The sequence below is a fragment of the Streptococcus danieliae genome, assembly GCF_025447695.1.
GTDB classification, from domain to species: domain Bacteria; phylum Bacillota; class Bacilli; order Lactobacillales; family Streptococcaceae; genus Streptococcus; species Streptococcus danieliae.
The window spans coordinates 1-12,445 of the sequence record NZ_JAOBSU010000048.1; the positions used below are offsets into that span (position 1 = coordinate 1).

The 12,445-nt window shown below is 44.0% G+C and carries 10 protein-coding genes and 2 tRNA genes; all 12 read right to left on the bottom strand.

The window, feature by feature from the left end:
* Nucleotides 1-238: 238 nt before the first annotated feature.
* Nucleotides 239-721: a sigma-70 family RNA polymerase sigma factor gene (locus N4310_RS04535; RefSeq protein WP_160333494.1), complete on the bottom strand. Its 483-nt coding sequence runs from the start codon at nt 719-721 to the stop codon at nt 239-241.
* A gap of 197 nt (nt 722-918) precedes the next feature.
* Nucleotides 919-992: transfer RNA gene (locus N4310_RS04540), tRNA-Asn, on the bottom strand.
* 5 nt (nt 993-997) lie between these two features.
* A tRNA-Glu gene (locus N4310_RS04545) sits at nt 998-1,069 on the bottom strand.
* Nucleotides 1,070-1,176: 107 nt separating this feature from the next.
* Entirely contained in the window at nt 1,177-3,174 is a 1,998-nt protein-coding gene (ftsH, locus tag N4310_RS04550) for an ATP-dependent zinc metalloprotease FtsH (protein ID WP_262092235.1), read from the bottom strand.
* A 23-nt stretch (nt 3,175-3,197) separates the two neighbouring features.
* Complete coding sequence (gene hpt / locus N4310_RS04555; protein WP_160331959.1) at nt 3,198-3,737, bottom strand: hypoxanthine phosphoribosyltransferase; 540 nt, start codon at nt 3,735-3,737, stop codon at nt 3,198-3,200.
* Between the two features lie 9 nt (nt 3,738-3,746).
* Complete coding sequence (gene tilS, locus N4310_RS04560) at nt 3,747-5,024, bottom strand: tRNA lysidine(34) synthetase TilS (protein ID WP_262092236.1); 1,278 nt, start codon at nt 5,022-5,024, stop codon at nt 3,747-3,749.
* Nucleotides 5,021-6,325, bottom strand: coding sequence for a serine hydrolase (locus N4310_RS04565; RefSeq protein ID WP_262092237.1), 1,305 nt, complete (start codon nt 6,323-6,325; stop codon nt 5,021-5,023). Before N4310_RS04565 ends, tilS begins: the two co-directional genes overlap by 4 nt.
* Before the next feature lie 100 nt (nt 6,326-6,425).
* Complete coding sequence (locus N4310_RS04570) at nt 6,426-6,794, bottom strand: FtsB family cell division protein (protein WP_160331962.1); 369 nt, start codon at nt 6,792-6,794, stop codon at nt 6,426-6,428.
* A complete protein-coding gene (locus N4310_RS04575; RefSeq protein WP_160331963.1) occupies nt 6,787-7,053 on the bottom strand; it encodes an RNA-binding S4 domain-containing protein in 267 nt (88 codons plus the stop codon). Before N4310_RS04575 ends, N4310_RS04570 begins: the two co-directional genes overlap by 8 nt.
* 19 nt (nt 7,054-7,072) lie before the next feature.
* Entirely contained in the window at nt 7,073-10,609 is a 3,537-nt protein-coding gene (gene mfd, locus N4310_RS04580; RefSeq protein WP_262092238.1) for a transcription-repair coupling factor, read from the bottom strand.
* Nucleotides 10,602-11,171: an aminoacyl-tRNA hydrolase gene (pth, locus tag N4310_RS04585; RefSeq protein WP_262092239.1), complete on the bottom strand. Its 570-nt coding sequence runs from the start codon at nt 11,169-11,171 to the stop codon at nt 10,602-10,604. Before pth ends, mfd begins: the two co-directional genes overlap by 8 nt.
* Before the next feature lie 53 nt (nt 11,172-11,224).
* Nucleotides 11,225-12,340, bottom strand: a complete 1,116-nt coding sequence (ychF, locus tag N4310_RS04590) for a redox-regulated ATPase YchF (protein WP_160331966.1) — start codon at nt 12,338-12,340, stop codon at nt 11,225-11,227.
* Between the last annotated feature and the right edge of the window lie 105 nt (nt 12,341-12,445).

Here is a 12,445-nt window from a genome sequence, read left to right on the forward strand (position 1 = left end):
GGCACTATTGCTAGTGTCCCACACATTGGTATTCGTCTTGTTCAGTTTTCAAAGGTCATGCCTCTCACGAGACAACTATCTAAGTATATCACCAGGGTTAAAAAGTGTCAACACTTTTTTTAAAAAAATTAAAACTTTTTTTAAAAACATTTGTTTTGATAACCGACTGGTTTTTCAGACGAGAACTATTTTACCATATTTAGAAGGAGAGGTATACCCATTTTTTAGATTTTTTTCATTAGGACTTTCTAGGATCAAATTCTTTAAAATAATGAGCCATAGCCTTTAGCATCTTCTTTCTCCCCTTAAAAGATTGATTGCTGACAATACGCTGATAATTATCCAACTCCTTCTGGCTCAGCGTATTTTTATATTCCTGGATTTGATTCTTAAAAAGAACCAATTCATCCATATAGAGGCCAGGATCGGCTAATAAATGCCCAACCTCAGAAACTTCAACATAAGCTTTGGTGTCTAAGGTTCGTTTTTTAGCCTCCTGCATCCGGACCTTGTCAATGATATGGTTCCGGAATTTGGTTTTAAAATAAACATGTAGCTTATCGTCATCCTCTAACACAATCGGATTTTCTTCTATTAAATGATACAGAACAATCATTCCTTCTTGCTCCCAGTCACAAGTATCCCATAGGTGGAGGTAAAACTCTCGATGGCATTTCAAGACAGTTCCGCGAACTTTTTGATACGTTTTTTCAAAATCCATGATTCTTCCTTTCCTTATTATCCTAACAGACAAAATCTGGCCAAGGATCGCTCTCTCCTAAGATGTCGCTTTACTTGTCTATTCGGAAATAAAAATAAAAAAGAAGATCATTTAAGACAATATAATGACATTTCAGGCAAAAGAGCTTCAGTAGATTCTGAATATAAAAAAAGAATCCCTGAAGGGATTCTTAAGAACTCCGCCAGTAGGACTCGAACCTACGACATCATGATTAACAGTCATGCGCTACTACCAACTGAGCTATGGCGGAAAATATAGTCCGTACGGGATTCGAACCCGTGTTACCGCCGTGAAAAGGCGGTGTCTTAACCCCTTGACCAACGGACCATTTTTCAACACTATTTATTCTAACAGATCATCGGAAAAATAGCAAGCCCCTTTTTCATTTTTTTTGCAAAAAAACTCTATGGATCAAAAATCCATAGAGTCAATGGCTATTCTGAATCAGACTCTGCTGCTTTCTCTGGGTTTGCTTCCATTTTTGAAACAATTTCATCAAAAGAAAGGGGGTGAACATCTGTCTCCTCTTCCTCTTTATTAACTGGCATTTTACCAGTTTCATAAAGGGATTTAATCTCTTGACTATCTAGGGTTTCATGTTCTAAGAGAGCTTGAGCAATGAGAGCGTGTTTTTCGCGGTTATCTTCAATAACTTTACGAGCTGCTTCATGGGCTTCTACTAAGAGTTTCCGGACTTCCTGATCAATTTCCCGAGCTGTTTGTTCAGAAACTGATTTTTCTGGACTCACTTGGCCACTAAACAAAGCATGGTTTCCTTCATATTGAACAGGACCAAGCACGTCGCTCATTCCATATTCCGTAACCATACTTCTAGCTAGCTGAGTGGCTTGTTCAAAGTCATTGGAAGCACCAGTAGTCTGAACACCAAAAATGATTTCTTCGGCAACACGACCACCCATCAAGCCTGCCAATTGTTCCTTCATATCATCCTTGGAAAGAAGGGATTGGTCTTCTTTTGGAAGGGCAATCATGTAACCACCTGCACGGCCACGGGGAACAATGGTAACCTTGTGGACCACACGCGCGTTTGACAAGACCAAACCGACGATGGTATGACCAGCCTCGTGGTAGGCCACAATTTCCCGGTCTCGTTTGGATACTTCCTTGTCTTTCTTGGATGGACCAGCAATCACACGGTCTTCCGCCTCATCGATATCTGAAGCATCAATTTCTGTTTTGTTGCGACGCGCAGCTACCAAGGCTGCTTCGTTCAAGACGTTCTCCAAATCAGCTCCCACAAAACCTGGGGTTTGTTGGGCCACCAATTTCAAGTCAACATCTTTGGCCAAAGGTTTGTTCTTGGCATGGACGCGAAGAATCGCTTCCCGGCCTTTCACATCTGGGCGGCCAACCAAAATCTTCCGGTCAAAACGACCTGGACGAAGCAGGGCTGGATCCAAGACATCACTTCGGTTGGTTGCAGCAATAACAATAATGCCTTCGTTGCCTGCAAAACCATCCATTTCGATCAATAATTGGTTAAGGGTTTGTTCGCGTTCATCATTTCCGCCACCCATACCAACACCACGACGGCGACCAACAGCATCAATCTCATCAATAAAGATGATTGCTGGAGCAGCTTTTTTAGCATCTTCAAAGAGGGAGCGAACCCGACTGGCTCCGACACCGACAAACATTTCCACAAAGTCCGAACCAGAAATACTGAAGAATGGCACACCAGCCTCCCCAGCAACAGCCTTGGCCAAGAGGGTTTTACCAGTCCCTGGAGGACCCTCTAGCAAGACTCCAGCCGGAATCCGCGCACCAAGATTAGTAAAGCGTTTAGGGTCCTTGAGGAATTCAACGACTTCAACCAACTCTTGTTTTTCTTCTTCAGCACCGGCTACGTCTGCAAACCGAACTTTGATTTCTTCTTTTGTAGCAGCCTTGGCCCGGTTCCGACCAAAGTTCATAGCACCGCGTGCCCCGCCTCCGTTCTGGTTCATCATGGTCATGAAGAAGAACAGAACAATGACAAAGGGAACAATGCTGATCATAAACTGAATCCAAGCACCACTGGAGCTTTCCCGCTTAATGCTAAGATCAGCTCCCTTTTCTTGGGCTAGATCCTGAATTTTAGAAATATTGGCTTCTGATGGTAGGATGATGCTGGTAAATTGCTCAGCTTTCACCGAATTGGCGTCAAAAAATTGGACTCCTAGATCCGTTTTTACCTCTTGTGCTTCTTTATAAGTCCCTTGGATCTCAATCACACTACCATTGGGTTGGTAGCTAAGCTTCTTGACATTGCCACTTTCTAATTGCTTGGTTAACTCTGAAAAGGAGAGTTGTTGTGTCTGACTACCAGAATTAGAGCCAAATAGCATTTGGAAACCAGTAATCACGGCAACAATCACAAAGAGATAGGCCAAGGGATTACGACCGACGAATCGGTTGTTTTGTTTCTTCATGTAGTTCCGTTTCCTTTTATATTTTATTGATAAACTTCCTCTTTTAAAATTCCAATGTAAGGAAGGTTACGGTAATTCTCTTGATAATCTAGCCCAAAACCAACGACAAATTCATTGGGAATGGTGAAGCAAGAATAGTCTGCATCAATTTCAACCTGACGTCCTTCTGGCTTGTCCAGAAGGGTTACGATCTTAAGAGAGGCTGGCTTGCGCTCTAAAAACATCCGTTTCAAAACATCCAAGGTCAAACCGGAGTCAATAATATCCTCAATGATAACAACGTGTCGATTTTCAATATCAGCTGTTAGATCTTTAACCACAGTCAACTCGCCTGTACTCGCCATTCCACCTTGGTAACTTGAAACAGCCATATAATCTGTCTCCAAATGAGCATCGACATGGTTAATCAACTCCGCCATAAAGGGAATGGAGCCTTTTAGAATTCCTACAAAAATTGGATTTTTCTCTTGGTATTCTTGGGTCAAAGTCTGACCTAACTTTTCTGCAGCGGCAACAATCTCTTCATGAGAGATAAGTACGTTCTTGATATCCTGATCTAACATATATATTTCCTACTCTATTTTCATTTTTTGGACATAAATTCTAGCCTTCATTATACCATGTTCATTCTCGATACTCAAACATGGACCATGACTATTGACAATTCCCTGAATCTTTTCATTCTGCTCGACAATGACGGCCTGCTCCCGCTCCTGAACCGGAATTTTCTCATTAATAAACCAACGCCGCAATTTTCGCCGATAACCGTTCCATTCAAAGGCATCCCCTTCTTGACGTCGACGCAAGAGAACTGGCTTTGACTCCACGAGAATCTCCGCCAGAATAGGACCTTGGGGTTTTCTTTCGAAGAAAAAGCGAAAGGCACCAAAATCAGTCACCTGGCCGACTTCTAGCAAAAAGGGAGGGAGCTCTTCTTGGCTGGAAGGAGGACTTGTAATTTCAAAGCTATTGTAGCGTTTGTCTAACCAGTAGCCCTGCCCTAGATAAGTCCGGTGACTTCCATCTTTCCGCAATAGACGAGCCAGGGAGTCAAGGCTGTTCGGTCCCCTGTGGAGCTGGGGATAGTTCTTTAAATACTGGTCTAAGAGGTAGATTTGTAAGACTTCTGGCTCCTCTTGCCATTTTTCCAAATGGGAGGGATCCAAAGGCGGAATCCGACTGGCCAAGAGACCATAGAGGTCTTCCACCTGCTGGGATAAACGCAAAAGGCCACGATCAAGCCCCGGATTCTCCGCCCGCAAAAGGGGCAGCAGCTGATGGCGAACTCGATTACGAAAATAGGTGGGGGAGCTATTGGAGCTATCTTCAAAATAAAACTCCTGGGGCAGGTCCTGCTTGGCAAAGGGAAGCAGAGGACGAATCAGCTGACCAGGGCCAAACGACTGACACTGCTTCATCCCTCCCAGGCTCTCCAAATGCTTGCCTTGAATAATCCGCATCAGGATGGTCTCAACCTGATCATCCTGATGGTGGGCTGTGATCAGGGCTGTGTAGGCCTCTTCAACCATCAGGCGCTTAAAAAAGGTGTAACGAAAATCACGCGCCGCTAGCTCTGTAAATTTTCCTGTAAAAGAGCATGAATAGAAGGGAATTTCCAAGTCTTGCGCCAGGCGCTCTAGGGACTTCTCCTCCCAAGCAGCTTCCGGACGTTGACCATAATTTACATGGGCCAGCCCCATCTGAATCCCCAATTCCTCTTGGTGCCGATAGAGAAAACTCACTAAATACAGGGAGTCTTTACCTCCTGATAAGGCCACCAAAACCCGGCTATGCGCTTGAAAAAATTGCTGGTCTAGCACATGTTGGCGTAAATGTTCCTCAAATGTCATTTGAGTACCTCGTAGATATCCTTGGAAATGCGAGCAATCAGGTCCATTTCTTTATTCTCCGTGAAAACAACAAGAACATAGGGAGACTTGGCAAAAACAATAGCTGCATCGTGGTGAAAGTCATCCGCATCACCAATTTTATGAGCAACTGGAACCGGCAGATCTTTGGGAATCCGCTGGTCGTCAAAATTCGTTTGCTTGAGCATCTCCAAAAGCTCGCCTTGCTGGTCATAAATGGCTTCCATCAGGAAACCTGCCATTTGCGGGCTCACCTCCCGGTCCACAACATCCCAAGTCTGCCCCACAATCTGACGAATTTCCTGGTGGAAGTCTTGATTGGAGGAGTCCGTCCCATAATAGCCCAAGATGTTATGAGCTACATTATCGGACTCTTTGGCTGCTTTTTCCTCTAGTTCCTTAAGACTGTAGTTTTTTCCATCCGGTTCTTTGGGAAGACTGCCTGTTCCAGCTGGATCATAAGCGCCATCATAGTCTTCCGTTTCTTTCTTATAAAGAAAGGTGTCTGTCCACTTTAAAGTGCCGTCCAAGACCTGCTTTTGCACATAGTAAAGGTAGGGAAGTTTGGTAATACTAGCCGAATACATGATTTGATCTAGCTTCACCCCTGCCACCTGCTGGGTTTCCAGTTGTTTCACATAGATGCCCAGTCCCTCTTCTTGGTACTTCTGCTCCAAAAGCTCCTGTACCCGCTGGATGCGGTTATCCTCTTGGGATAAAGAAGACCAGGCGACATACTCCCCTTTATCCGTGACCGCAAAAGAACCACGGGGATAGGTCAATTTTTGAACAATCCGTACCTGCTGATAAGGCTTGTAAGGAACAGAGGCAGGTTTTGTCTGAGCTGTTGGAAACTCTTTATAAAACTGGGCTCCGGGTTGGATAAAAAAGGACTGGTCCAAGGTCTCTGCCGTCAGAACTTGATTGTCATAGACCAGACTCCGACTAGCCAAGATATGACTCCCGTCCTTTAGTGTAAACAGGGGAGTCCCATCTTCACGATAAATCAAGCTTTGGATCTCCAAAGCTTGATTGGGGAGGATTGTGTTTTTGATATCTTGCAACTCTTGATCCTTAAAACTAACCAAGGCTTGAGCAGCTAAGGGCTGCTGGGGTAAGTCTTGGTAAAACAAACCGAAAGGCAGCTGGGTCAACAAGGCCTTTTCTCTAAGCCCCAGGGTTAAATTCTCGGCTGGGTCTAGTTTCACAAAGGGCCAGCTGACAAACCAGCACAGGACTGGCAAGAGTAGCCATTGCTGCTTACTGGTCTTCGACATGGTCATTTAAATAGAAGGTTTTGTTCTTTTCCGCTAGTTCAGCTAGTTTTTCCTCTGAAAACTGGAGAAAAAGCGCAACCTTTTTCATGAGTTCTGATTTTTCCATTTATTTAGGTAGGAGGTCCGGTATGGTATAGATGGTTTCCCCGTCTTTTGAATAGTAATAACGGGCCCGCATATACTTGCTGGCATAGTCATCATCTTCTAGCTTCTTGGCTAGATTCGAGAGCCTCTCCTCTTCCCTTTCTAATTGTTGGTATTGTTGGTCCATTTCACGGTAGTGCTTCCGTCTTTGTTCCAAAACCTCGCGATTTCGAACCAGGTTAAAAATAGGAAGGATAAACAGGAGCACCACCAAAATAAGGACCCAACCTATAAACCGATTCCGCTGCCGGCGGTGGTCATGTTGTTCACGCCTTTGGGAGCTTTCTTCGTGAATATAGGCATTCTTCATTTGCAGGACATTTTTAGGCATCTTCTTCGATCCTTACTTCCTCCAACAATTCATACATTTTGGAGGCATCTTCTTTTTTGGTGCTGTCCAACATTTCTACAACACGAACGCGCACCAACTTGTTACCAAAACGGATTTCAACAATATCGTCGATTTTTAAATCAGTTGAGGATTTTGCCAGGATACCATTGACTTTAATTCTCCCCTTGTCAGCAACTTCCTTAGCCACTGGACGTCGTTTGATCAGGCGAGATACTTTCAAATACTTATCTAATCGCATGGTTCATTCTCCTTTTTTTCTATTGTAACACGTTTTGTTCAGGCTTTTGATCGTGATCCTCTAGTTTCTGATCCAATACCTGCGCTAAAAAGCGGGTTACCTGGATCAAAGCCTCGAGGATCTCGTAATCTTTTTCCTGTTTGGCCTTAAAAATGATTTCCATTTTTCCTTGGACATCGCTTAATTGTGCTTTCAAAGTCGTTTGTGAAAGGGCTTGGAAATAATCTTGGGCCAAGAAATAGCGGCTGGCTTTGGCAGCAAGGCGAAGGTGAATAGCTCCGTTTCGCAATAAAATATTTTCGACAAAAACCTTATCTGCATAGGCTTTTAAAAGGGCAATTTCAAGCAGATAGGCCACCGCATCTGGATACTCTCCAAAACGGTCAATCAACTCTTCCTGCAACTCTTGGTAAACTTCTGGTCCATCGATTTGACGAATCCGTTTATAGATCTCAATCTTCTGCCGTTCATCTTGAATATAGTCAGATGGCAAATAAGCATCGATGCCCAAAGAAATCTCTGCGTGGGTTCCCTGTTTTACCTGAACCCGATTCTGCTTCTTAGCGATAGCTTCTTCTAATAATTGTGAATAGAGTTCAAATCCAACGGAGTCAATGAAACCACTTTGGGAGCTTCCCAATAGATTTCCTGCTCCACGAATGGAAAGGTCCCGCATCGCAATTTTAAAACCACTGCCCAGCTCTGTGAAACCTTTAATCGCATCCAAGCGTTTCTCTGACACTTCTGTCAAGCTCTTGTCAGGCTTGTAAAAGAGATAGGAATAGGCAAGCCGATTGCTACGGCCGACACGGCCCCGCAATTGGTAAAGGGTTGACAAGCCCATGTAATCGGCATTTTCAATAAAAAGCGTATTGGCGTTTGGAATATCAACCCCTGTTTCAATAATGGTTGTGGTGACCAAGACATCATAAACACCATTGATAAAATCCAAGAGGGTATTTTCCAAACGCACTTCCGACATTTGACCGTGGACAAAACCAATCGAAGCTTCTGGAATCAGTTCCTGCAATTCGGCAACCTTCAGTTCAATGGTTTCGACACGGTTGTAAAGATAGTAGGCCTGGCCGCCTCTTTCAATCTCCCTTAAAACAGCATCACGGATAACTTGGGGATTGGTTTCCATTACAAAGGTTTGGACTGGGTAGCGATTGGTTGGAGGGGTTTCAATAACCGATAAATCTCGGATTCCTAGCATGGACATATGCAGGGTTCGGGGAATCGGAGTAGCAGTTAGGGTTAAAACATCTACCTTATTTTTCAAGGCTTTCAATTTTTCTTTATGTTTCACCCCAAAACGCTGTTCTTCATCGATGATGATCAAACCTAGGTCGGCAAATACCACATCGTTTGAGAGGAGGCGATGGGTTCCGATGATGATATCGACTTGTCCCTTGGCCAATCTTTCCAGGGTCTCCGCCTGTTCTTTTTTACTTCGAAAGCGGCTCAGACCGTCCACCTCAACCGCAAATTCTGCAAAACGTTCTTGGAAGTTTACCAAGTGTTGTTGAGCGAGAACGGTCGTCGGCACTAGGATGGCCACTTGTTTTTGATCCTGCACCGCTTTAAAGGCTGCCCGCATGGCGACCTCGGTTTTTCCAAACCCAACATCCCCTACCAAGAGACGATCCATGGGTTTGTCTTTTTCCATGTCCTCTTTGATTTCCTGAATACTCTTGAGCTGGTCCTCTGTTTCCACATAGGGAAAATCATTATCAAATTCTTCCTGATCCGGAGTGTCTGGCGAAAAGGCAAATCCCTTCAGCTGGGCACGCTCCGCATAAAGCTTCAGCAAGTCATCGGCAATATCTTCGACCTGCTTTTCAATCTTCCGCTTGGTTTTCTGGAAACGACCGTCATTTAGTTTGTTCAGTTTCGGAGTTTTTCCGTCACTGGCCACATATTTAGACAGCAAGTCCAATTGATCAACTGGTAGGGAGATACGATCGCCGTTTTCATAACGGACCGTGAGGTAGTCCCGATGATTTCCAGAAACTTCCAAGGTCTCAATCCCTAGGTATTGGCCAATCCCATGGATGGAGTGAACAACATAGTCGCCTTTTTCCAACTCCTGATAACTTTTCAAACGCTCGGCGTTTGAAATCGTCTGTCGCCGAACCCGGCGTTTATTCTTTTTATGGAACAGTTCCTTCTCTGTAATGACCAGTAATTTCTGATCTTGGAGTTGAAAACCTTGACTCAAACCAAGTTGACACAGTTGTATCCCATTAACCTTGATTTCATCGCTTTTCACAAAATCCACTGTCAATTCATACTCCTGTAAAGAAGATTGTAAAGACTGTAATCTTTCTTTAGAAGCGATGTCAAGCAGAATTGTATAGCCCGACTTCTGAAAACGAACCAACTCCTCTTTAATGATTGGGATTTGGTTAAAGTAGTCCTGGAGTGGAAATTCCTGAAACTGGTATAAGCCGCTTAATTTTAAGTTTCCAAACCCTCTTTGAATATAGGAAAAGAAACTAGCTGGCTTGTGGAGACGCCACTTAGAGTAGGTATCCAGGTAGTAGCGTTGAGTTGACACTGCTTTGTCAATCTGTAATTGATCTGTCAAGAACTGTGCAACTTCTAGTTCTTGTTGTGCTTTTCTATCTGTCAAGCGTTGAAATTCATCAAAAATGACCAAATTTTCCTTTGACAGGTAATCCAAGAGGCTCCATTCTCCCTCATAGAAGTATTGTAAGAATCCTGGATAGGCATCATGGTAAGAATAGTTACGAACTGCAGCAAGAATTTCCTGAAGATAAGAGAGAAGACTTGGATTGGATTGAGACTCCATCAGTTCAATCAAGGCTGCTTCAGCACGGTCATAGTCTGCTTGACTAAGAATCTGATCAACAACTGGCTGGAGAGTCAAAGAATCAACCTGTTGTTGCGAACGTTGATGGTCGGGACTAAAGATTCTGAGACTGTCTAATTCGTCGCCAAAGAACTCTAAACGATAGGGAAAGTCTTGGCCTAAGGGATAGATATCCAAAATATCTCCGCGGTGGCTATATTCTCCTGCTTGAGAAACCTGGCCCACCTTCCGATAGCCCATATCCGTTACTACTTGCAACAAATCGTCAAAGGCATAGGTTTGCCCTAATTCTAGGGTCATTTTGTAAGCCGCATAATCCTTAGGATTTGGTAAACGGAGGCCCAGAGCAGCTAGATTGGCAATCAGAATACCCGATTGATTTTCTTGCAGAAATTGGAGACTTTGAGCTCGTGCATATTCTCTCTCCTTGGAAGCAAAGGCTAACTCTACCGCCGCCACATCTTCAGCAATAAAAGGATAGACCTGCTCCTCTCCCACTAAGGCTACCAAATCGCTTTCCAAGCGTTCAGCCTCCACCACACTGGCAACAACCACCACAATTTTTGCTTGTTTGGTACGTAAGAGACTGGCAATTGCGAGAGCTTTGCTACTGGCAGAAAGGCCTAAAATCAGTTGCCGCGAGTCCCTGGTAAAGCCTTCTTGCCAAGCTTGCATTTGCTGATTTTGTTCAAAGAGTGAAATGAGATCGATTTTAGCCATTGTAACGCCTCATTGTAGCTTCTAGGTCACTTATCTCCAGATAATGGTAAAGTCCGTCTGTGACGCGTTCTAGGGCTTCTGACATCGCGATTTGTTCCTCAGCCGTAAAATTCCCTAGTACATAGTTAGGAACAGACTGCTTGGGCGCTGGACGGCCAATCCCAACCTTGAAACGGAGAAAATCCGAATGCCCTAACAGATGGATAATGTGTTTGATCCCATTATGACCACCTGCTGAGCCTTTGGCCCGCAGACGAACTTTCCCGACAGCCATATCCAGGTCATCATAAATCAGGATTAGATCCTCAGCCGTTAACCCGTAATAGGCCAGGAGGGCTTCGACAGCCAGACCACTTTTATTCATAAAGGTCGTTGGTTTTACAAGATAGATTTTTTCTCCTCGATGGAAAAAGGAAGCTACTTCTGCTTGAAAAATACGATCTTCCTTGAACGTAATATTTTCTTTTTGGGCAACATGATCCACAAGCTGGAAGCCCACATTATGGCGTGTTTGTTGATATTTAGAGCCTGGATTGCCCAAGCCGACTACAAGTTTGGTCATTATTCCTCCAATACGAAAAGAGGCTGGGAAGGTGCCAACCTCGCTTGATTATGTTAGACGTTAAAACGAAATTCCATGATGTCGCCATCTTGAACGACGTATTCTTTTCCTTCTTCACGCAGGCGTCCAGCTTCTTTAACAGCCTTTTCACTACCATAGGTCATCAAATCATCATAGGACATGGTTACAGCGCGGATAAAGCCTTTTTCGAAGTCTGAATGGATAATCCCAGCTGCTTGTGGTGCTTTCATTCCCCGTTTAAAGGTCCAAGCGCGAACCTCTTTCTCACCAGCGGTGAAGTAGGTTCCCAAACCTAGAAGGTGGTAGGCAGCGCGAGTCAACTTGTCCACACCGGATTCTGCTAGTCCCATTGCTTCGAGAAACTCAGCCTTGTCTTCATCTTCTAATTCGGAAATTTCTTCTTCCGCACGTGCTGAAATCACAACTACCTGAGCATTTTCTGTTTCCGCAAAGGCGCGAATTTGTTGGACATACTCGATAGCATCAGGATCAGCTACTTCATCTTCTCCCACATTGGCCACGTAAAGAACCGGTTTTGTAGTTAAGAGGAATAAACCTTTGACCATTGCTGCTTCTTCTGGACTAAACTCAATTGTTCGAGCAGACTTCCCATCTTCGAGTACCGGTTTAATTTTTTCTAAAACGGCAAATTCAGCGACAGAGTCCTTATCCTTTTGAGTACGGGCCATCTTCTCAACACGCGCATAGCGTTTGTTAATACTTTCGAGGTCGGCCAAAATCAATTCTAGATTAATAGTCTCAATATCTGCCATTGGATCCACAAAATCAGATTCACGTCCTTGTTCCCGCATGACATTTTCATCGTCAAAAGCCCGAACCACATGGACAATTGCATCAACTTCACGAATGTTAGCCAAGAACTTATTTCCTAGCCCTTCTCCCTTAGAAGCTCCTTTAACAATTCCAGCAATATCCGTAAATTCAAAAGTAGTTGGAACTGTTTTCTGTGGTTTAATAAATTCCGTTAGTTTGATCAAACGTTCATCGGGTACTTCCACCCGACCAACATTGGGATCAATAGTCGCAAAGGGATAGTTTGCTGCCTCTGCTCCTGCTTTGGTAATTGCATTAAATAAAGTGGATTTTCCAACATTTGGTAATCCAACAATTCCTGCTGTTAAAGCCATGTTTACTCTCCTATTTTCAATTCAATCCATTATATCATATCCGCCTAAAAAAGGGCGTGCAACTCCAATTTCTCTTTCTAAACAGAAATTGGCCAGTCACACCCC